The organism is Runella sp. R0.1_18, assembly GCF_057652155.1.
The window spans coordinates 113,941-134,051 of sequence record NZ_JBYFCK010000007.1; the positions used below are offsets into that span (position 1 = coordinate 113,941).

Here is a 20,111-nt window from a genome sequence, read left to right on the forward strand (position 1 = left end):
ATTTTTTTAATTTTGTACGTGTTTTAAGTTACCAAAAAAAAATGTCTCTTACTACCCTTGGACTTGAGCTACCTACCGACCCACGTTGGGTGAATATTGCTGAGATGCAATTGGAAGAAATCCTGATTGACCACGCCTATTGTGAGCAAAAAGCCGCTTCGGCCTGCATTTCGATGATTGTCCATTTTCCCGAAAAAGAAAAACTGGTGGAAGTAATGACCCCCGTCGTTGCCGAAGAATGGGCGCATTTTCGGATGGTGTTGAAAGAACTTCACAAGCGCGGTTTCAAACTAGGGCGTGCTCGTAAAGATGAGTATGTCAACCGCTTGCAGCAAGTAGTGAAGAAAAAAGGTGAACGGGAAGAGGTGTTTTTGGATCGTCTGTTGCTCTGTGCATTGATTGAAGCACGTAGCTGTGAGCGTTTTAAGTTACTTTCTCAACATATTTCGGACGAAAGCCTCCGCAGTTTTTACCACGATTTGATGGTGTCGGAAGCGGGGCATTACCGCAATTTTATTGAATTGGCCGAAGAATACCTGCCCGTTGAGCAAGTGCGTACGCGTTGGAAGGAACTCTTGGCCGAAGAAGCTAAAATCATGCAAACGCTCGAAATACGCGGTGACCGAATGCACTAAGTTTATAACGTATCCCCAAAAATCAGCTATGAAACGGATATTGTGTTTGTTTTTTGTTGTTCAAAGTTGGGCGGTCAATGCCCAAAACTGCGACTGTCGTACCAACCTTGACTCATTAATCCAAAAAATTAGTACCGACTACGCGGGCTATCGCGATAAAGTCAGCAATTCTAAAAATCGACTTGCGTACGCGCGGATGGTCACGCAGTTGCGTATTCAGTCGATGCGGAGTCCGTCGCGGGCGGAGTGTTTTGATATTTTGGCCGCGTATATCAATCATTTTCAAGACAAACACCTCCAAATAGGCGTTTACAATAAAGAGCACGCCCTAAAACTATTTGACCCACTTACCGAAACCCAAGCCCGCCAACTTACCCAAAAAGCGGCTAGTTCGTCGCCCGAAGGGATTTGGTGGCACGATGAAAAAAAACTCAAAATTGCGATTGTCAAAGATGGAAAGGCTGCCGACACCTACAAAGGAATTGTGCTTGAAAGTGCCGATACGACCTACAAAACGGGGCAGTTGTTTTCCAAAATCAAGAAAAATGGGACGTTTTACAGCGTCCATGAATTTGGAAGTTATTTGCTAAGTCTCGACCCGCGGGCGAAGTTTCAAGGAAATCTTTTTTACAATTACTTTCCCTGGAAACGACTCTTTCCCACGACAACGACCCCTGCGGAAGAAAAAGAATTGGCCACTTGGCAAAACGGCAACAAAGGGCTGGCGTGCTGGAAACCTTCTCCTAATGTAGTCTGCGTACGTATCCCCACTTTCGGGATGCAATGGAGCCAATTTGAGACATTTATCAAAAAGAATGATTCGCTCATTCGAGCTACTCCGTACTTGATTATTGATGTACGGAACAACGGCGGCGGGAATTTTGGCATGGAACTCCTGTTGCCTTATCTATACACCAAGCCGTTTATTGTGAAAGGAGGATTGATGCAAGCCTCCATCAACAACAACCGCGTCTTTAGCAGTGATTATAGTAGCGATAGTACGTTGTTACGAAAATTACGCCAAAACATCGGCGCGTACGTTCCCCAGCCCGACTTTCCTGTGAGCTACGAAGCGGCCTTGCCCAATCCAAAGAAGGTGGTCATTTTACAAAACGCACTGTGCGGTAGCGCTACCGAATATTCGATTCAGGTGGTCAAAGATTTTGAAAAAGTAACTACCATGGGCGAAAACACGATGGGGATGATGGACTACGGTGACTTGCGCCAACCTACCCCCATTCCGTGCCCTGATTTTACATTTGTGATTCCCATTGTCAAATCTTCGTGGACCGACACCGCCCCCATCGACCAAACGGGTATCGCCCCAAAAATTCAGCTCAAGTCTCCCGAATCTGATTGGTTGAGTGAGGCGGTGAAATACCTCGAAAATCAGAAATAGGAGCTACTTTATTCGCGGATTTCTTTGCCTCGAACGGTCATTTCCCAGTCGCCGAGGGTGCCGTACAATACCAACGAGCCAAAGCGAAACTTGTCCACGATTTCGGTACCTTCCGATACGCTGTCGTAAAAATCTTTATCGACGGGAAGCTCAAATTCGATGGCGTTTATAGCGTTCCGAATGTGCTTTTTTACGCTCAACGAGAAGCTAGCCTGTTTCAACTTTAGCTTGAGGATGTACTTAGGCTTTTTAGCGGCATTAAGCAAGTCGAGTTGTGCTTTTAAATCGGTGTTTTCTTTACGAAGGCGTTCCAGCTCTTCGGAGTTTCCGCAAGAGGTCAAAAGACCTACGCATACAAGGGCAAGTAAGAGGGATTTGTACATGAGAGGTTTATTAATTGGTTATTTTTTTTGCCGAATGTTGGAAGGTGCTACCCATTCGTCCCACTCGCTACCGTAATCGTTGTAATGAATATAGTGTAAACACGAATATGTTTTTAAAACTTTGGCGGGATACCATTTTTTATCGTCGTCATAATATACCTCAACGGACGAACCTACGGGATAACTTTTGGGACAAACGAACGGTTTTAAACGCGAGGATGCTACCCAATCAGTTTCGTTGTTGGTATAACTATAAAAACGAACGTTGAACTTCTTTCCCGCGTCGCTGTCAACGACAAATCCCAGCCAATCGGTGCCGTCATAATCCACTTGGACGCGCTGACCAATGCGTTTGTCTTTTTTGGGAGGGACGTTGCTACTGATGGCCCAAGTGCGTAAGGTTTCGGGTACAAAATAAGCGGCTTTTTGCCCTTCCACAATCGCCATTTCTTCGTCGATGTAGTTGGTGAGTTCACCCAACGTAATCTTACCATTTTGGTCGATATCCACAAACGATTCTCCTTTTAGACCGTACAACAAAGCATTGGAAAAAGTCCAGTTACCTGTTGAGACGTTGGTAGGAACGACGGAGTTGAGCGCGACATAATTACGTTGAGGGAATTTACGAACTTCTTGCGCCAACCCGCCCGAATTACAGCAGTCGGCGGTAAAGAAGGCCGTGTTTCCCGCAAAATTATCGTTAACGGTTCGTACCATTTCCTCTGCCGACCAGTCGGCGCCTTGGTAGCTGGCAAAGCATACTTTTTTGGCGTCGTTTTTATAACCGTGGCCGCAGTAGTAAAAAAACAACAGGTCGTTGGGTTTGGCCTGACGTAAAAACGGTGCCATGGCCGCCCGAATGGCTTTGGTGGTGGCTTGTTGGTCTTTGAGGTAGAGGATGTGTTCGGAAGGTACGCCTTGCTTTTGGAAAAATTGAAGGATTTTGGCATCGACGCGTCCTTTTTTCTCAAAAGAGGCAAAGCTGTTGGCATCTGCCCATTCCAGCACGCCGACCATACATACCCACGTACGCTGCGGCTCAAAACTAGATTTAGGTTGGGCAATGCTTGTTAAGGTAAGAAGAACGAGAAAAAAGGTTGTTTTCATTGTCTTTGTTTTGAAGAACCTATGAGGTTGTTCATTAAGTCACTAAACATAAACCCCATAGGTTTGGGGAAATGTGTTAAACCTATAAGGTTTGGGATGAATTATTTTAACACAATCGGAATCTCTCGCAGTCGCATATCTTCAATAAAGCGTGCCTTGTCAAAGTCTTCATTAAGATGGATAATGCGTACTTTCTTGTTTTTCAATAAAATATGCCCTAAGAGCCACCTATCAGGCTTCTTTTTGTTGATTTCTATTTTTACAATATCCGCTAAGAGTACCTCCGCTTGGATAGTGGTTCTTAATTTATGGGTAAATAGTGAGAAAGCGGCTACCCCCAACATTCCCACTCCTAAAAATAGTTTAAAATAATCGTCGTTCCATATGCCTTCTCCCACTTTGGCACTCCCTAAAATCACGAAAAAAAGGAGAAAAAGCACTTCTGTTTTCCATTGCTTTTTTTTTGTATCATCAATAAAAAGCTGTTGCTCTTGTATTTCCAAGACGCCATTTTCTAGAATGTAGTGTTCATTTTTCATATTATGCAAGCTCAAACCTTATAGGTTTTTAAAACCTATAAGGTTTAGATAAGGTTTAGATAAGGTTTCGTTTTAAATACTTCATCAATGCCTCCTCAAAAAACGGAATGGCTTTGTAATGAATGACTTCGCGTGGGGCGCTTTGCAAAACTTGGTACATCCGTCGCGCGCGGTCGGAGTCTTTGGCTTCGTTGGCGAGCGTATTCTGGTAGGTATGAATCCCAAACAAAATGTAGCCCGAACGAGGTAGGCGCGTCAACGTTTGGCGCTCTACGCGTAAGTACAACCGTTCGCCGAGGGTGTCGGGAGTGAGGGTAGGGCCTACTTCTGCCAGCTCTTTTCGCGAAGCCACAAAATACTTCGACGACATATCTAACGCGTTATGAATCTTGAAATTCCAGTTGAGACGCCACACAGGCCGATGGGCGATGATGCGCTCCATCAGCTTTTGTGCCGTCATCATCATGGGGCCGAGCACTTTCGGGATGTGTGTGTGAATGTCTAAAAACGATTTGCCAAATTTTTCTCCCAAATCCCAGTCGTTGGGAAAGCACAATTGCCCTGCTTGGAGCGAGACGGCTTCGTCGTTGGCCATCAGAAGCAAATCTTCCTGTACTTGGCGGCCCACCCAGTCGAGGGGTGATAGCGGAAGGCTATTATTGTCCTCAAACACAAAAGACTGCTGTTCGTCCAAAAGGTGATTATGCCAATGCCAACGGTCGTCTTTGATTGTCAACTGAAAATGCTGAGGGTAGAAGGCCGCCAATGCCCGAAGCACTTTGTCGAGCACTTCCCATTGTGCCAAATGTGTTTCGGGCAGCGCGTTAAAATAATAACCGTGGTCTTCGGCAAGTAGGCGACGTTTTTCGGTTATTTCGGCCATATAGTGCTCATCGACTTCTACCAGCGGGTCGGTTTCTTTGAGGGGAAAAGTGCCCATGGTAAAAGAGTAACGTTCCTCGAAAGGAAAATAAGGCAGCAGCATGGTTGTATGTAATATCTAAGCTCCTTTAGACAGTGTTAAAGCAATTTGTCCTGCGTGATGGGCATTGTGAAAAAGTACATGGGAAAAAATTCTCATGCGCGAAACCGTGCCAAAAAAGGGCGTATCAATGGGGTCGTTCCAAGCCTCTTCAGGGGTTGAATTGATGCAGTTTTGTAACATATCAAACCCTTTTTGGAGCAATACATGGCTTTCTTCTACATCATTGCCCTGGCCTTCGTCAGTGTGCCCCATGGTGGTGTTGGTCACTTCGCTAGGCATTCCTAGAAAATACCCAAACAGGTTCATGGTTTCGGCTACATGGCGATAAATAAACCCAACAGAAGCGGTTTGGGGGTTAAGACGTAAATGTGCGTTTTCGGGCGTAATTTGCTGAAAGGCAAAATGGCACGTCAATTGATTTTGTAGAAGTAGGTCGGTCAAGAGTTGTTTAGGCATATTTGTAAGGTTTACCTCACAAAGATAATAATTCTTAGATAAGGGCTTAAAACCTATTATTTTACCGTTTAGGCTACCAGCCTTTCTTCACCGAAAACATCATTCCAAGGTTTTTGTCAATGAGTTGACCATAATCAAACGCAACTGCTGCCTTGGTTTCGAGTCCGTATTTTTTCCAAGGGAAAATAAAAGTAGCTAGATATGAGAATTGGTTGGCTTTGGCAAAGACGTCCTTAAAGTATTCTGGGAAGTTTTTGCTGTATGAAATTCGAGTAGAGAAGCGTGTGACCTGCCCAATGGTACCATCTAACCCTGCATGAAATAGCTCTACGCTATTGTTGGCGACATAGTAGCCTCTTGTCAATTTATTGACGTAAGCTGGGGCAATGAGTGCGGGGTTCATGTCAACGTAGCGAGTGAAAAAGGGAGTTCCGATGATAAAATGGTTATAAGTCCAGTCGGTTGTATATTGGGCATGTCTAAAATAAGGGTCAGGTTCGTACCTATTGCGCAAATCGGGATTCATACTATTGCCTTTATCAAGCGTAGTGAGGTATTCGAGGGTAACCTGAGAAATATGGAGCCCACGTCCTGTTTTTGCTTTGGCGTTTTTGAGACGTAGCCCGTACAACCCGTCGGGAAAGTTTATAAATGCCAACCCTGATTTATCTTCAAAAGGGTGCTGATGATATAATAATACGTCCCAATTGCTTTGTTTGTAGGAGAAGGCTAGGTCAATCGATCCTAAATGATTACCGATCTGGTTGAGTGTTTCAAATTCGGAGTAACTGGTTCCGTTAGGCGATTTGGCAATGGTCAAATAAAGGTAATCTTTAAAAGACGAAGGGTATTTGCCATCCGTAAGGACTCCCTGAATGGGATGAACAGGCGTACCACCCCACTGTACATAATGGAGCAATCCTAAGAAAAAGTTGACCTTCCAAGTGGGCTTTCCGATTCGACCGTAAAAACTTTTTTGATGTAAGTAGTAATTACGAACCGAATCTTGGCGACCAAACCAACCGTGAGAAAATGTGGCATGAAAAGCCAGTATGTCTTTGGTAAAAGGGACAGAGACAAACCCCTTGGTGCCAATGTGTACTTTGGGGATGGGCAGGGCATTGCCCGACCAAGCGTAAGATCCAGAAGAAAGTAGGGTATCTCCCAACCCAAAAAACTCTTTGCGGCGGCCTACATAGGCTTCAAATTGGCGATGACGAAAGGTGGCAGATGCCACGGGTAAAATAACCGAAGAAGTACGCCCTACATTGGCTATAATTTCGCCTTGTAGGTGAAGTTGGGCTTTGCGGGGCTTTGTTCCAATAAAAGCTTGTGCTCCTGTTTTCACAAACACAAACGGATTGGAGAGGGGAACGCTTCCAAATTGGTTAGAACGAAGCCAAAACGGTGTGTGCTGTGAGGTAGCGGCCACTCCGCCCGTTTCCACAAAAAAACGAGTGGAATCGTCTTGGGCGCTTGAAGCTAACCCAAAACAGAGGACTAAAAAGAGCGTACAGATAAAGCGATGATACATAAACCGACTGAGTTGAGGCAGGATGCTGGTGCAATCAAAAGCATAAATGTACAAAATTTTCATTCGATAATGGGTGGGCTTATGATTGTGAAAAATCGTTTTTCTACAGGAAGCGTTTGAAGTTTTCGGGTGTATCTCCCGTAAATTGTTTGAAGTCCTTGATGAAGTGGGCTTGGTCAAAAAAGTGGTTTTCGTAGCAAATATCGGTCAGCGATTTTTGTTGGTCAAATTGAGCTAAAACGGTGTTAAAACGTACAATCGACGCAAATTTTTTGGGCGTCGTGCCCACAACCTTTCGGAAGCGTTTCTCAAACGGACTGGCGCTGATAAACAGCCGTTCGTTGAGTTCTTTCACCCGAATGCTTCCTTTGCTTTCGTAAATTAGCCTAACCGCCTCCACGATAAGTTTATCGGTTTCGAGGTCTTTGAGTTGGGAAAGAAAAAACTGCTCTACGACTCGGAGGCGTTGTTTGTCGGTAGTGGCTGCTGCCAATTTTTCCTCTACTTCTTGGATAACTCTTTTGTCAAAAATATGCTCCAACGACAGGCTCAAATTGAAAAGTTCGTGCGTGGGTTGGGAGGAAAAATGGGCAAAACCCGTCTCGGTAAAATAGACCAAAATAGTGCCGATATGAGCGGAGTTTTTGAAAATTTTGTAACTGTCGGACATCCCTGTAATTCCCGCCGAAGTAAGCGATTGGACAGTGTCATTTTGGTAAGAAGTAAGTTGGCCTCGGTACTGAAATCCAATCACAAGCCCCGACGACGGAAAGACTTTGTAGTCGCTTTCCTGGTCGTTTTCCGACACCACAAAATACTTAATGTACGGCTGGAGTCGGGTGCTTGGGGCATGTGTGTCGAATTTCATGGGTTACTCGTTGGCTACTTTTTTTCGTTTGAATGAATAAACGTTGCTGCCTGTTTTGAAATCGGAATTTGCCAAAAATCTTTGGGACGGCTTTCGTTTAAAAACAGGGGGCCGTTGGGGCGTAATGCTTTCAAAATAGGTCGAAAACGTTCTTCACTGAGCCTTACAGCAGCACTATCGGCGTATTCTGTCATCAGAATATAGCGAAATGCCGCCGTCGAATCAGGAGTAGTTTTTAGCACTTTATAAGACGTAATGATGCCTTGTTTCAGGGCCTCTACGCGGAAAACCTGCCAATTTTGACGAATAAAATAGGCCACTTCGGCTTCTTTGCCATTTTTGACTTCCACAAAATCCATGATCCAGACCGATTGGGCGTTGGCTGAAGGACTCAATACTGCAAAGATAAAAGCAGCGGCGATTGTTTTAAGCGAAAAATAAAGTGATTGTTTCATGGGAGACTACTCTTGTTGGTTTTTAAAACTTGGTGAATTTTTGGGCAAGAGTAGGTCTAAAAATGCCTATAATCGTCAAAAATGGTAAGATTGGACAATATTTAGCTGCTTTTTCGACGAAATTCGCTGGGGCTTTGTCCCGTAAATTTCTTAAAAGCGTTATAAAAAGAAGCCCGTGTGCCAAACCCAACATCGTACCCTACGGCTTCAATCGTCGTTTTGTAAAATTGCTCCGAACCCAGTAACTCTTGGGCGGCTTCAACGCGAAATTTATTGACAAAATCGTTGAAACTCATTCCTTCGCCCTCGTTTATAAGCTGAGAAAGTTGGTTTTCGTTGATGCCCATTTTTTGTGCCATTTCTTTTAGACGTAAGTTTTCGTTCAAAAACAGCTTTTCGTCCCGCATTAATCGGTGAAGTTCCTGTTGCAATTGTGTTTTTTGGGCACCAACGAGGTTAGACTTAGCATACTTCGGAGGAATTATTTGGTACGCAGGTAAGTCGGATTGACTGAGGAGCTTGATGCAACCTACCATCAAAAAAAGGGAGATGATTTGGTAGGAAAAATATTCGTATTGGGGATAAGTTAGGAACCAAATAAGCGCCGACGAAAGTAGATAAAGGGCATAACCCACGAGCAACAGTAGTAGCCAACGTCGGGTGGAAACGATTTTGGGCAAAGAGGTGTGTGCGGAGATTGGTCGAAAACGCCACCACTCATACACCGATAGCAAAAAATAACCCACGGCCAACGACACAGTAATGCCCGCAAATGACCTAAAATTGGGGGCAGGGTCGGGGAGGGCTTGCTGGAAAACAAGCACTTTGTCGGGGGTACTTAGGGCATAAAAAGGCAAGGTATAAACCAGCAACAGAAGCGTAGGAGCAAAGTGAAGCCACTGAATTTTTTGCCACCTCACTTGCGGGCGAAATAAAAAGTAAAAATACAGGTAAAAGGTGACAGGACGCAGTAATCCAAGTGGGTGGTTTAGCTTGAGGAAATGGGGAAATTGCTCAAATAATTGATTGAAGTACAGGATTTTGAGAAAAATGCTAATGAGACAGTTGAGCAAAAAAGCGATGAGAAAATAGTTAGCGACGGACGACTGCTGTTTGTTTCTCAACCAAACGCCTATGGCCACCAAAAGCGCAATACCTCCCCCCATCAAAATGCTAAAATCGCTGATGCTGAATTTCATTGGTTGACATAAATAGCTGTTTGCCTAAATCGCATATATACGTTTTAGGGTATCATTGATTCTGTCGGTCAAGGTTTCTATGAGTTCTTCGTCCATGTACTCGTATTCGTCGGCAATGGCCAACACCTCGATGGTAGGAAGTTCCAAATGCCTGTAAAGCTCCTTAATTTTTGATTTATGTTCGTATTCCATCACCAACACTAAATCAGCCCAATGCAAATCATTTTCGGAGATTTTTCGGTTGCTTTTGGGACTTAATCCTGCCGAACGGATGCGAATACGGTTGTCGTTCAAAAACAGATGCTCTGCGGTTTTACTCCGTTTTTTGTTTTTTCCACATACAACCAATACGTTGGGCTTTTCGGTCATATTGCTAGTTTAGCTGTAGATTTTCTTCAAATGTTCTTTGTAGTTCTTTTAACAGACTTGCTATTTTTTTTGAACTGATTCCAAGCTTGGGCTTTTTACTATGTTGTGCTTCGTCTGGTTTCTCATATGACGGCCAAAAAGTAAAATCATAATAGTAATTCCATATTTTTTTTAGTGCATTGCTATGGGAATAGACTCGGAGATGAAGGTTGTTTGGATGCTGATTAACAAAGTCACGATATAAATTAATAAAGTCAACAAAATCACCTAATAAAGTATCATTCATGTTCCCTGCATCAAGCTCGTTTGTAAGCGAGATTAAATCATAGGTGCAATATTCTACTGCTGCTAAATTGTTTGAGTTTTCTAGCCAAATATTTAGATTGTCAAACCAAATTAAGTCTTTATTTTCAGAACGTAATTTGGATTTTAAATCATTTAATGAATCAGTAGCGAAAATTTTTCCGTTTTTGTAGGTCAATAATTTATCAGTACTATTTTTGTCGGTATCTGTGTACCAAATAAGAAATAATGGATTGTTGAAAGTAGGTGAGCAATATTTTATCACCCAAGTCGAATGGGTCTCGCTTATTTCATTAAAGGTAACTGATCCATGAGTAGTTGACATAAAACTTGGGATGTATATATATTGCCTTTAAAAGCCTTCTATCTTCTTATAAATTAACCTGCCAACTCTATTGATATGTTCAATGAAATCTGGATATGAAAGTGCAGGAAAATTGACTAAATCGACTCGGTAGGGCAATGAACTTTCGGATAATAAAGCGGTAATGGCACGAATGCTTTTGACACTAACACCTTCATTCATCACGGCCAAATCTACATCACTGCCTTTGTGGTAATTTCCTTTGGCCCTGCTTCCAAAAATACGGACTTCTTCTATCTCAGGATAGGCCGCAAATACATTGCGTAGTGTTTGTAGGTCGCGCTAGGTTAACCCAAATGCGTTTGCATTCGTAGTTGCCATTGAATGAAATCTATTGTATATCAGTTATTTGTGTTTTAAGTCGGAGACTTTATGCCGTGGGCGTCCCGACTGGATGTCGGGACGAGCAACATAAACAAAACTAAGCTTCGGCCTTTTTCATAGACTTTTTAAAGCTTTTGAGCCCTTGAAGTGGCGTGTAGTGGTCGCTTTTTCGCGGGTAGTAGCCTGTGCCATCGTAAATGCGTTTGTTGGGAACACATTTACAAGCCTCCGAACACGCCCCTTCCATTTTCCACCCGCAATCTTCGCACATTGGTACGTGGATATTACACTCGTTGTTGGCGCAGTTGACCATGCGGTCGGAAGGTGTACCACAAACGTAGCAAGTCGAAATTACTTTTGGATTGACCTGGTTGACGTCCACCGTGAGGCGGTTATCGAACACGTAGCATTTTCCCTCAAAGTCTTCTCCTCCCGCTTCTAGTCCGTATTTGATGATGCCGCCGTGGAGCTGATAAACGTTGTCAAACCCTTGGTCGAGAAGATAAGCGCTGGCTTTTTCGCACTTGATACCGCCCGTGCAGTACGTCACGATTTTTTTGCCTTGGCCCTTCAAATGCTCAATTTCGTGCATGTGCTGCGGCAATTCGCGCAGGTTTTCCATGTCAAACGTAATCGCCCCTTTGAACTTCCCAACGCTGTGCTCGTAGTTGGAGCGCATGTCAATCACCACCAAATCAGGGTCTTCTTTGAGCATTTGCTTAAAATCATCTGGCTCTAGGTGCACCCCCGTTTGTTTGAGTGGATCCACGGGCAAGTCAGAGTTGACAATCTCTTCTTTGAGGCGTACGTGCAGTTTTTGGAACGTATGATTTTCGTGGTATTCCACTTTGAAGTCGATACTCGCAAAACGTGGGTCGGCTTTCACCCACTGCATGTAGGCTTCGCAATCTTCGATGAGGCCCGATACCGTACCATTAAGCCCTTCAGGAGCGATGATGATGCGTCCGAGGAGGTTGTTGTTGACGCAAAATTCGTGCTGCGCATCGCGGTACGCCTGTGGGTCTTCGATGGGCACGTATTGATAGTATAAAAGAACACTGTAAGGTTTCATTTGACTCATAATAAGAAGTACAACATAAAGCTGAGTTCTATTTTTTCTGTGGTATAGTTAGAAATTGAAAATCAGCAAATAACGTTCCTGCAAAATTACAAAAAACTTAGGAGCTGGCCGAGAAGTAAGCGCATGAGTCAGAAAAAGTATAAAAGTCTGACTATATTCGCATACTTTTTATGAAAGTTTTCGCCTAAACATCGATACCACCACTTAAAACTTTATCATAACGGTTTAACTCTACCCTATCATGCACATTGCAATTACTGGAAACATCGGAGCAGGTAAAACTACGCTCGCTCGCAAGCTCTCAGAACACTATAAGTGGGGAGTTTTGTACGAAGCCGTAGAAGGAAACCCTTACTTGGCCGATTTTTATGAAGACATGGCGCGTTGGTCGTTCAATCTTCAGGTGTTTTTTCTTAACAGTCGTTTTGCACAAGCCCAAAAGATTCGCTCGATGCACTATCAGACGGTGATTCAAGACCGTACAATTTACGAAGACGCATTTATTTTTGCGAAAAATTTGGCCGACTCTGGCTTGATGGAAACCCGTGATTATCAGAACTATTTGATGATGTACGAAACCATCACCAACGCCATCAAAGCCCCCGATATTATTGTGTATTTGAAGGCTGATTTGCCCAAACTTCGCCGTCAGATTCAGAAACGTGGACGCGAATTTGAACAAACCATCAGCGACGAATATTTGCTCAATCTCAATGGATTGTACGAAAACTTCGCTGATACGTACATCGACGGAACGCTGTTGACGATCAACGTCAACGACCTTGACTTTGAGAATAATCCCGATGATTTTAACTACATCGTCACCGAAATGAACCGTACATTAGGATATCGGTAGAGCGTGCTGGTCGGGTTGTAAGCAACCCGACTCACCGTGCAGAGGGTTGCTCACAACCCGACTAACGACATACTCAGTAAACAAAAAAGGAAGCCTAGGCTTCCTTTTTTGTTGCAGCGTCAGGTAGTTTTCAAACTAGAAATCAGCATCGAAGCTAAGTGTTTGAACATCACGCTCTTTGCTAGAATTTTTTACGCCAGGTTTTTGGTATTCACCCACTTTCTTCTCAAAGAAATTGGTTTTTCCTTGGAGCGAAATCATGTCCATGAAGTCAAACGGATTGGTCGAGTTGTAGATTTTCTTCAATCCCAACGACACCAAAAGGTGGTCGGCGACAAACTCGATGTATTGATTCATCAAGGTTGCGTTCATCCCAATAAGCGAAACAGGGAGGGCATCCGTCACAAACTCTTGTTCGATATCCACGGCATCACGTATGATACTATAAATACTTTCTTCGGGTAGTTTATTGATGATGTGGTCGGTGTAAAGCAAGCAGGCAAAGTCGCGGTGCAATCCTTCATCGCGTGAGATAAGTTCGTTAGAGAACGTTAGTCCAGGCATCAAACCACGTTTTTTGAGCCAGAAAATCGAACAAAACGAACCTGAGAAAAAGATACCTTCTACGGCCGCAAAGGCAATAAGACGCTCCGCAAACGAGCCGTTGGAAATCCAACGCAAAGCCCACTCAGCTTTCTTTTGCACGCACGGAATGGTGTCGATGGCACGAAGAATGCGGTCTTTTTCTACGGGGTCTTTGATATAACTATCAATCAACAACGAGTAGGTTTCGGAGTGAATGTTTTCCATCGCAATTTGGAATCCATAAAAGCACTTCGCCTCAGCGTACTGTACCTCACTCAGGAAGTTGACGGCCAAGTTTTCATTAACGATACCGTCGGATGCCGCAAAAAAAGCCAAAACGTGCGAAATGAAGTGTCTCTCGCCGTCGTTGAGGTTTTCCCAATGTTGAAGGTCAGACGCAAGGTCGATCTCTTCGGCCACCCAAAACGTTGCTACGTGGTTTTTGTAAAATTGCCAAATATCGTGGTGTTTGATAGGAAAAAGTACAAAGCGGTGGGGGTCTTCAACCAACAGGGGCTCTACAGCGTTGGCGACTTCAGATTGTGACATAATATTGCTAGATGTTAAAGTGTATTGGGGGATTTTAGCGTAACAAATTTACCAACTTTGACGGACTGTGTCATTGACGTGGCGCACCTCCTTTTCAAGTAAGTAAAAAAATACAACCTCCATTGGTGCTAACTTGTTTTTTTTGAGATAGTTCCGAAAAGTAAATTCTTGATATTTTTATGCGACCTACGTATAAGCGTTTGGAAAGTCTGAACGAACCATCGTATTTTTGGACAATTCACCCAAATTAACCTTTATGTCTCCATGGTATAAGCTCCAAAACGAGGAGCAAGCAGATTCGCCGTCGTTGTTGATTTATAAAGAGCGAGTGGTAAGTAATATTCAAAAGATGGTTGACATTGCGGGCAATGCCGAGCGTTTGTACCCGCACGTGAAAACCAATAAAATGCCTGAGGTGGTAAAAATGATGCTCGCCGCAGGCATTTCAAAATTTAAGTGTGCCACCATTGCCGAAGCCGAAATGGCCGCTATGGCAGGAGCGAAGTACGTGGTGATTGCCCACCAGTTGATGGGGCCGAAAGTAAAGCGTTTGCTGGCGTTTCGTCAACAGTATCCCGACGTTTTTGTGGCCTCCTTAATTGACAGCGCGTCGGTGGTAAAAGAACACAACGACCTTTTTGGTGCAAGCGGCATGGTGAGCGATGTGTTTTTGGACGTCAACAACGGGATGGACCGCTCAGGACACGCCCTCGATGGAGCCATTCTTGAACTGTATCAACTACTACATGAGCTTCCTAACGTTTCTTGTCACGGTTTGCACGTATATGATGGGCACTTGCGGACGCCCGATTTTGAGTCGCGTCGCCACGAAGTGGAAGACGGATTTGTGGATGTCCAACATTTTTTAGAAGCCATCGCAGAAGCAGGATTGCCGCGCCCCATCATTGTAGCAGGTGGAACGCCTACGTTTACCGTTCACGCACTTCATGCCGAAACGTATTGTAGTCCAGGGACTTGTGTGCTGTGGGACTGGGGCTACGGCGATAAACTACCCGAACAGCCGTTTGAGTACGCGGCACTGGTACTTACCCGCGTGATTTCAAAGCCAAAAGCAGGATTGATTACGGTGGATATGGGTCACAAAGCCGTCGCCGCCGAAAACCCCATTGATAAACGAATTCGTTTTTTGAATCTTGACAATTACGAACTCGTTGGACAAAGTGAAGAACACGGCGTTATCCGCGTAGAAAATTGGGAAAATATCAACGTTGGCGATGTGTTGTACGGCGTGCCATTTCACGTCTGTCCTACGGTAAATCTCTACGACGAAGCCTACGTTGTTGAAAACCAGTCAGTGGTAGATACGTGGCAAGTGCTTGGCCGCAAGCGTAGAATTACAGTGTAGGGGAAGGTAATGTGCAAGGCGGTTACTCCTAACCGCCGCTTGAGGTTTCTCAAAACCGAATGAATCGAGCGCGTCACGAGGTTTTGAGAAACCTCGGCAGGCAGATTTGAGAATCTGCCTGCACATACCCGTTTTAGGTCAATTTAACTGATTATAAATTTAGAAAAGAGAGCAAGTAATGGTCCACTCCTCCTTAAAACTCGACTCGGTAGTTCAAGACAGGAATGAGCGGTAATTGATAAACGGTACGAACTTCGTTGAGGTTAGAATCAAAGAAATGGTTATAGACATTTTGGCGGTTGGTTGCATTCTGAAGGTCGAGAGAAAGCGTACTGGTGAAGCCGTTTTTATTGCGTTTCCAACTTACCCGTACATCCGACCGAAAATATGCATCCAATTTGTCTTGGTTGGTTTGGGCATCAATCCATACCGTTTGTCCTTGGCGGCGAGAAGCGGCAAGGTCGATGGGCGTGGTGCGATAGCCACCCATATAAGTGGTTTTGAGGTTGACACCCAGTACGTTATTTCTCCCCTGACCTAGTGGCCATTCTTTTCCAACCAATACATTTACTGCACTTCCTGCGTCAAAACGCGTACTGCGCCAAACTTCGTCGGAGCCTTGGTAGCGCGATTTGAAAACCGAGCCACTCACAAGGTAATAAAAGTTGTTGTGTAAAAAACGCTCCAACGTAAGCTCAAACCCGTAGTTTTCGCCTCGTCCGTTGTTGGCCAACTGTTTGGAAATAAAACCATCCGCAACGTTAAGGATAGAAATGGCATCGCGCTGGTTGGCGCTGACAGGTACGCCGTACAGCGACTGGTAATAAGCCTCGGTTTTGAGGCGGGTATGTTCGCTTAAAAGTCGGTCGTACGAAAGGACAAGGTGGTGAGCCTTGGTGAAATTAAGCGACTGGTTGGGGTAACGATTAGGAATATCACCAGCTGTTGGAGAATAAAAATACAAAGCCAGCGGATGAGTTTGGCTGTGAAGGCCGTAGCCCAGCGCCAATGATTGCCCCGTTGCCAAGTCCCATTTGACCGACGCTCGTGGTTCAATACTTTGGCGGCTGTTGAGGAATAAACGCAGGGTATGCACCCCAAGGTTAGCAGTAAGGCGTTCGGTGAGTTTATAATTGGCTTGCGCAAAAATCTGAAGGGTAGCAGTTTGGCCTTTGGACGACACGTAGCGTTCCCATTTCTTCGTTTCGGCATCCCACGCTTCTCGGAAAAAATCGTACGTTTGGTGGCTCCAAATCGCTCCCGTACGGAGCGCAAGGCGGGCGGTGAATTTGTAATTGAGCGTACTTGACACCGACAGTTTGTTGAGTTGATAGTGTTCATCGTAGCGAGGTTCAAAAACGTAGCTATCGGTGTAGCGTTTTTGCCTAAACCCGTTTTCGTAGGCCGAATACAGCACCACCGTTTTTAACAACGCATTCGGACTGAAGTTAAGTGAGTGCGTTGCTCCCCAAGCCCCCGTATTAGACTTGAATTTTTCATCAAAACGTTTGTCGCCTTCAGTTTTCCATAGGGTAGAATCGGCTTTAGCTACGCCCATGCTGCTGCTCAATCCGCCAAAACCAAAGAGGGTAAATTTTCCCCATTTTTGGGTAGGAAGCGAAATGTTGTACGAAATATCCTGGAAACGTTGGGCAAAATCACCGACGGGAAGGCCAATTTTACTCAAAAGTTCGAGGGTAGAGTAGCGATAGTTGACCAAATAAGAACCTTTATAAGTGGTCGAAAAAGGTCCTTCGGCAGCGATGTCTAAGCCCAAAAGCCCCGCCTGAACGGTGTATTCGCGCTTTTGGTTGTTGCCTTTGCGGAGTTTAAGGTCAAAAACCCCCGAGAGTGCATTGCCGTATTCGGCGGAGAAAGCGCCCGTCATAAAGTCGGAGTTGGTCAATACCTGCGCGCTCAAAATCGAAATGCCACCCCCCGAAGCGCCCAAGCTCGAAAAATGGTTGGGGTTGGGAATATCAATACCTTCCATTCGCCACAGCAAGCCGTTGGGTGAGTTACCGCGAATGACAATGTTGTTGCCCCCGTCGTCGGCCGACATCACACCCGCGTAAGCTGTCGCCATACGCGCAGGGTCGTTGACAGCGGCGGCGTAGCGTTGGGTTTCTTCGACCGAAAACGTACGGGCGCTTACGGTGGCCATGTCGTTGAGGGGTTTGTCTTTTTCAACAGTCGGTTTGACCGTGATTTCGGCCAACTGAGTGATGTCTTCTTCGAGGCCGATGGTTAGCACTAATTCCTTGCCCGCATTGACCACAATATTGCTCATAATACTCTCTTTGTAGCCCATATACGTCACTTTCAGCGTTTGGCGGCCTATTGGTACGTTGGGTAAGGCAAAGTCGCCATCGGTGCTAGTTGTCGTACCGCGCAGTGGTTGGCTTCCTACGAGTACAATGCTTGCCCCAGCAATGGGCGTTTGGAGGCTTTTATCCACCACTATCCCACGTATTGTTTGAGTAAGGGTTTGGGAATGAGCTGTTTGTGTGATTGAAAGTAAGGGTGCAATGACTGCGATGAAAAAATACGAGTAACGCGAAAAAAGGTGATGGAAACGGTTGTTTTTAAAACGAATGTTGCTTTGCATGGCTTTGTAGGATTGTGATTTTTAGACAAAAAAATCCCGTCACCGAGCAAAAGCGGTGTTGTAAAAAGCAAGTACAATTTACAAGGCTACCCTACTGGGCGACGGGAGAAAGTTTACAGAGGTTTGTTTTCTTGGCTATTTGCTAAGATGACAACTCGTCACGGTAATTCCCCTACGCCAGCAGGTCGAAAGTTTTTTTAAAAACTTATACCAAGGCCAAAACGGCGTAAATAATCATGGCCAAACACAAGATTACTTTCATTACAATGCCCGATAAAAAGCCTAAAAATGAGCCAAAAGCGGCTTTTAAGGCTTTGTCGATGGCCATCCCGCCGATAAGTTCGCCCACAAGTGCCCCCAAAAAGGCACCTAAAAATATTCCCAAAGCAGGAATGACAAAAAAGCCAAGCAGTAGCCCCAACGTAGAACCCCAAGTGCCGTATTGACTCCCGCCAAATTTTTTGATGCCCCAAATCGGGACGTAATAATCCAGTACAGTGATAATGACCGTCACAAAGCCAAACGAGTACAATACCCATGAACTCATGGTAGCGTAGCTGCAAAAATAAAGACACAATAATCCAACAAAACTTAATGGCGGTCCAGGGAGGGGAAGAACGGCACCCGCAAGCCCTACCAACAACCCAGCAATGCCTAAAATGAGTAAAAGAATGTCCATGAAGTTAAGTGTTTAAAAACTAACATTCAAATAACAGAAAAAACGCTTACGCATCGTATCTTTGCCGACTAAATTTTGAGCTGGCGGAAGTTAAATTCTAACGAAAGCGGCTCAGTCACCAAATCTCTCACAACTAAAATGTCAAAAGTCTTAATCATAGGAGCAGGAGGAGTAGGGGGCGTGGTTGCGCACAAATGCGCAATGAATTCGCACGTTTTTACCGAAATCATGCTTGCAAGCCGCACCAAGTCGAAATGCGATAAAATTGCGGCAGATATTAAAACGATGCACGGGGTAACGATTCAAACGGCCGCAGTAGATGCCGACATCGTAGCGGAGCTTGTGGTGCTTATCAAGTCGTTTCAGCCTAAAATGGTGATAAATGTGGCCCTGCCTTACCAAGACCTGACCATCATGGATGCGTGCTTGGAAACGGGAGTTCACTACCTTGATACAGCCAACTACGAACCAAAAGACGTGGCAAAGTTTGAGTATAGCTGGCAGTGGGCGTACCAAGAGCGTTTTAAAGAAGCGGGTTTGATGGCATTGTTGGGCTGCGGTTTTGACCCAGGCGTGACGCAGGTATTTACGTCGTTTGCCAACAAGCACCAGTTTGATGAAATGCACTACTTAGATATCATCGACTGTAATGCTGGAAACCACGGAAAAGCATTTGCTACCAACTTCAACCCCGAAATCAATATTCGTGAGATTACGCAGCCTGGTCGCTACTGGGAAAACGGGGAGTGGGTGGAAATTCCTGCGATGAGCATTCACAAGCCGATTGATTACCCAGGCATTGGCCCCAAAGAAAGCTATGTATTGTACCACGAGGAGTTGGAGTCGTTGGTGAAAAACTTCCCAACATTGAAACGCGCGCGTTTTTGGATGACGTTCGGACAGGCGTATTTGACGCACTTGGAAGTTCTTCAGAACGTAGGAATGACGAGTATTGCGCCAATTAAATTTCAGGGCATGGACATCGTTCCGTTGGAGTTTTTGAAAGCCGTATTGCCTCCGCCAGATTCATTGGGTGAAAATTACACAGGACAAACGTCGATTGGTTGCCAAATCAAAGGAATCAAGGACGGACAAGATAAAACGTATTACGTGTGGAACAACTGCGACCACGCCGAGTGCTGGAAAGAAGTACGTGCACAGGCGGTTAGCTATACCACAGGCGTACCAGCGATGATTGGTGCGATGTTGATGTTGACCAATGCCGATTGGATGAAAGCAGGGGTATGGAATTGCGAAGAGCTAAACCCAGACCCATTCATGGATTTACTCAATCAGCACGGTTTGCCGTGGCATGAGCAAATTAACCAGCCGCTTCCGCACGAGTATTAGTCTTTATTTAACCTTGGCAGGGTTTTGAACCCTGTCAAGGTTTTTCAATGTGCCTATGGTTACTAATAACCACGGTATTTACTTACAGCCCTTCCAAGGTTTCAAACCTTGGAAGGG

20 protein-coding genes and 1 pseudogene are annotated in these 20,111 nt (G+C 44.9%); 5 read left to right on the forward strand and 16 right to left on the reverse strand.

All coding sequences use genetic code 11. The features are described 5' to 3' along the window. Positions 1-41 precede the first annotated feature (41 nt). Together AC23P2_RS14340 and AC23P2_RS14345 are read left to right on the forward strand one after the other, a co-directional pair. A complete protein-coding gene (locus AC23P2_RS14340; protein WP_472493467.1) occupies positions 42-635 on the forward strand; it encodes a MiaE family protein in 594 nt (197 codons plus the stop codon). A gap of 28 nt (positions 636-663) precedes the next feature. Further along, positions 664-2,034 (forward strand): S41 family peptidase, encoded by a 1,371-nt coding sequence (locus AC23P2_RS14345; RefSeq protein ID WP_487773841.1) that lies wholly within the window; start codon positions 664-666, stop codon positions 2,032-2,034. 8 nt (positions 2,035-2,042) lie between these two features. On the opposite strand, the gene AC23P2_RS14350 is transcribed toward AC23P2_RS14345, so the two are convergent. The 13 genes and pseudogenes from AC23P2_RS14350 to trhO all read right to left on the reverse strand — a co-directional run bounded on the left by AC23P2_RS14350 (position 2,043) and on the right by trhO (position 11,992). Beyond that, positions 2,043-2,417, reverse strand: a complete 375-nt coding sequence (locus AC23P2_RS14350; RefSeq protein ID WP_487773842.1) for a hypothetical protein — start codon at positions 2,415-2,417, stop codon at positions 2,043-2,045. 18 nt (positions 2,418-2,435) lie between these two features. Beyond that, positions 2,436-3,524, reverse strand: a complete 1,089-nt coding sequence (locus AC23P2_RS14355; protein ID WP_487773843.1) for an agenet domain-containing protein — start codon at positions 3,522-3,524, stop codon at positions 2,436-2,438. A gap of 101 nt (positions 3,525-3,625) precedes the next feature. Beyond that, positions 3,626-4,063, reverse strand: a complete 438-nt coding sequence (locus AC23P2_RS14360; RefSeq protein ID WP_487773844.1) for a hypothetical protein — start codon at positions 4,061-4,063, stop codon at positions 3,626-3,628. A 55-nt stretch (positions 4,064-4,118) separates the two neighbouring features. Further along, complete coding sequence (locus AC23P2_RS14365; protein WP_487773845.1) at positions 4,119-5,003, reverse strand: heme-dependent oxidative N-demethylase family protein; 885 nt, start codon at positions 5,001-5,003, stop codon at positions 4,119-4,121. A gap of 60 nt (positions 5,004-5,063) precedes the next feature. Continuing rightward, on the reverse strand, positions 5,064-5,504 hold the full coding sequence (locus tag AC23P2_RS14370) for a DinB family protein (protein WP_487773846.1): 441 nt from the start codon (positions 5,502-5,504) through the stop codon (positions 5,064-5,066). Positions 5,505-5,577: 73 nt separating this feature from the next. Continuing rightward, positions 5,578-7,101 (reverse strand): capsule assembly Wzi family protein, encoded by a 1,524-nt coding sequence (locus AC23P2_RS14375; protein ID WP_487773847.1) that lies wholly within the window; start codon positions 7,099-7,101, stop codon positions 5,578-5,580. Positions 7,102-7,141: 40 nt separating this feature from the next. Beyond that, the gene (locus AC23P2_RS14380; protein WP_487773848.1) at positions 7,142-7,906 is read right to left on the reverse strand and encodes a helix-turn-helix domain-containing protein; all 765 of its coding nucleotides are present in this window, start codon (positions 7,904-7,906) and stop codon (positions 7,142-7,144) included. 14 nt (positions 7,907-7,920) lie between these two features. Beyond that, positions 7,921-8,361, reverse strand: a complete 441-nt coding sequence (locus AC23P2_RS14385; protein ID WP_487773849.1) for a hypothetical protein — start codon at positions 8,359-8,361, stop codon at positions 7,921-7,923. Between the two features lie 101 nt (positions 8,362-8,462). After that, positions 8,463-9,560, reverse strand: coding sequence for a helix-turn-helix domain-containing protein (locus tag AC23P2_RS14390; RefSeq protein WP_487773850.1), 1,098 nt, complete (start codon positions 9,558-9,560; stop codon positions 8,463-8,465). Positions 9,561-9,584: 24 nt separating this feature from the next. Next, positions 9,585-9,929, reverse strand: a complete 345-nt coding sequence (locus AC23P2_RS14395) for a protein-tyrosine-phosphatase (RefSeq protein ID WP_487773851.1) — start codon at positions 9,927-9,929, stop codon at positions 9,585-9,587. A 4-nt stretch (positions 9,930-9,933) separates the two neighbouring features. Further along, positions 9,934-10,557, reverse strand: coding sequence for a hypothetical protein (locus AC23P2_RS14400; RefSeq protein ID WP_487773852.1), 624 nt, complete (start codon positions 10,555-10,557; stop codon positions 9,934-9,936). Between the two features lie 27 nt (positions 10,558-10,584). Then, positions 10,585-10,857 (reverse strand): annotated as a pseudogene (locus AC23P2_RS14405) (nucleotidyltransferase domain-containing protein); the annotation flags it as partial. 160 nt (positions 10,858-11,017) lie between these two features. Then, positions 11,018-11,992, reverse strand: a complete 975-nt coding sequence (gene trhO / locus AC23P2_RS14410) for an oxygen-dependent tRNA uridine(34) hydroxylase TrhO (RefSeq protein WP_487773853.1) — start codon at positions 11,990-11,992, stop codon at positions 11,018-11,020. Positions 11,993-12,242: 250 nt separating this feature from the next. Here trhO and AC23P2_RS14415 point away from each other — a divergent pair, with 250 nt between their 5' ends. Beyond that, a complete protein-coding gene (locus tag AC23P2_RS14415) occupies positions 12,243-12,857 on the forward strand; it encodes a deoxynucleoside kinase (RefSeq protein WP_487773854.1) in 615 nt (204 codons plus the stop codon). Between the two features lie 135 nt (positions 12,858-12,992). On the opposite strand, the gene AC23P2_RS14420 is transcribed toward AC23P2_RS14415, so the two are convergent. Then, positions 12,993-13,991 (reverse strand): ribonucleoside-diphosphate reductase small subunit, encoded by a 999-nt coding sequence (locus AC23P2_RS14420; RefSeq protein ID WP_487773855.1) that lies wholly within the window; start codon positions 13,989-13,991, stop codon positions 12,993-12,995. A gap of 256 nt (positions 13,992-14,247) precedes the next feature. Here AC23P2_RS14420 and AC23P2_RS14425 point away from each other — a divergent pair, with 256 nt between their 5' ends. Further along, on the forward strand, positions 14,248-15,357 hold the full coding sequence (locus AC23P2_RS14425) for a D-TA family PLP-dependent enzyme (RefSeq protein ID WP_487773856.1): 1,110 nt from the start codon (positions 14,248-14,250) through the stop codon (positions 15,355-15,357). A 193-nt stretch (positions 15,358-15,550) separates the two neighbouring features. Here the strand turns inward: AC23P2_RS14425 and AC23P2_RS14430 are convergent, their stop codons facing one another. After that, on the reverse strand, positions 15,551-17,965 hold the full coding sequence (locus tag AC23P2_RS14430; protein ID WP_487773857.1) for a TonB-dependent receptor: 2,415 nt from the start codon (positions 17,963-17,965) through the stop codon (positions 15,551-15,553). A 205-nt stretch (positions 17,966-18,170) separates the two neighbouring features. Next, positions 18,171-18,644: a DUF456 domain-containing protein gene (locus AC23P2_RS14435; RefSeq protein ID WP_472493565.1), complete on the reverse strand. Its 474-nt coding sequence runs from the start codon at positions 18,642-18,644 to the stop codon at positions 18,171-18,173. Between the two features lie 138 nt (positions 18,645-18,782). On the opposite strand from AC23P2_RS14435, the gene AC23P2_RS14440 reads away from it, so the two are divergent. Then, positions 18,783-19,994 carry a saccharopine dehydrogenase family protein gene (locus AC23P2_RS14440; protein WP_028527124.1) on the forward strand — a complete coding sequence of 404 codons (1,212 nt, stop codon included), beginning with the start codon at positions 18,783-18,785 and terminating at the stop codon, positions 19,992-19,994. Positions 19,995-20,111 lie beyond the last annotated feature (117 nt).

What these genes read in the sequence shown, in the direction of transcription:
- AC23P2_RS14430 (WP_487773857.1), bottom strand. Translation starts at nt 17,965, where the DNA reads ATGCAAAGCAACATTCGTTTTAAAAACAACCGTTTCCATCACCTTTTT.
- AC23P2_RS14385 (WP_487773849.1), bottom strand. Translation starts at nt 8,361, where the DNA reads ATGAAACAATCACTTTATTTTTCGCTTAAAACAATCGCCGCTGCTTTT.
- AC23P2_RS14440 (WP_028527124.1), top strand. Translation starts at nt 18,783, where the DNA reads ATGTCAAAAGTCTTAATCATAGGAGCAGGAGGAGTAGGGGGCGTGGTT.
- AC23P2_RS14370 (WP_487773846.1), bottom strand. Translation starts at nt 5,504, where the DNA reads ATGCCTAAACAACTCTTGACCGACCTACTTCTACAAAATCAATTGACG.
- AC23P2_RS14425 (WP_487773856.1), top strand. Translation starts at nt 14,248, where the DNA reads ATGTCTCCATGGTATAAGCTCCAAAACGAGGAGCAAGCAGATTCGCCG.
- AC23P2_RS14375 (WP_487773847.1), bottom strand. Translation starts at nt 7,101, where the DNA reads ATGAAAATTTTGTACATTTATGCTTTTGATTGCACCAGCATCCTGCCT.
- AC23P2_RS14415 (WP_487773854.1), top strand. Translation starts at nt 12,243, where the DNA reads ATGCACATTGCAATTACTGGAAACATCGGAGCAGGTAAAACTACGCTC.
- AC23P2_RS14365 (WP_487773845.1), bottom strand. Translation starts at nt 5,003, where the DNA reads ATGGGCACTTTTCCCCTCAAAGAAACCGACCCGCTGGTAGAAGTCGAT.
- AC23P2_RS14340 (WP_472493467.1), top strand. Translation starts at nt 42, where the DNA reads ATGTCTCTTACTACCCTTGGACTTGAGCTACCTACCGACCCACGTTGG.
- AC23P2_RS14390 (WP_487773850.1), bottom strand. Translation starts at nt 9,560, where the DNA reads ATGAAATTCAGCATCAGCGATTTTAGCATTTTGATGGGGGGAGGTATT.
- AC23P2_RS14400 (WP_487773852.1), bottom strand. Translation starts at nt 10,557, where the DNA reads ATGTCAACTACTCATGGATCAGTTACCTTTAATGAAATAAGCGAGACC.
- AC23P2_RS14420 (WP_487773855.1), bottom strand. Translation starts at nt 13,991, where the DNA reads ATGTCACAATCTGAAGTCGCCAACGCTGTAGAGCCCCTGTTGGTTGAA.
- AC23P2_RS14435 (WP_472493565.1), bottom strand. Translation starts at nt 18,644, where the DNA reads ATGGACATTCTTTTACTCATTTTAGGCATTGCTGGGTTGTTGGTAGGG.
- AC23P2_RS14395 (WP_487773851.1), bottom strand. Translation starts at nt 9,929, where the DNA reads ATGACCGAAAAGCCCAACGTATTGGTTGTATGTGGAAAAAACAAAAAA.
- trhO (WP_487773853.1), bottom strand. Translation starts at nt 11,992, where the DNA reads ATGAAACCTTACAGTGTTCTTTTATACTATCAATACGTGCCCATCGAA.
- AC23P2_RS14380 (WP_487773848.1), bottom strand. Translation starts at nt 7,906, where the DNA reads ATGAAATTCGACACACATGCCCCAAGCACCCGACTCCAGCCGTACATT.
- AC23P2_RS14360 (WP_487773844.1), bottom strand. Translation starts at nt 4,063, where the DNA reads ATGAAAAATGAACACTACATTCTAGAAAATGGCGTCTTGGAAATACAA.
- AC23P2_RS14355 (WP_487773843.1), bottom strand. Translation starts at nt 3,524, where the DNA reads ATGAAAACAACCTTTTTTCTCGTTCTTCTTACCTTAACAAGCATTGCC.
- AC23P2_RS14345 (WP_487773841.1), top strand. Translation starts at nt 664, where the DNA reads ATGAAACGGATATTGTGTTTGTTTTTTGTTGTTCAAAGTTGGGCGGTC.
- AC23P2_RS14350 (WP_487773842.1), bottom strand. Translation starts at nt 2,417, where the DNA reads ATGTACAAATCCCTCTTACTTGCCCTTGTATGCGTAGGTCTTTTGACC.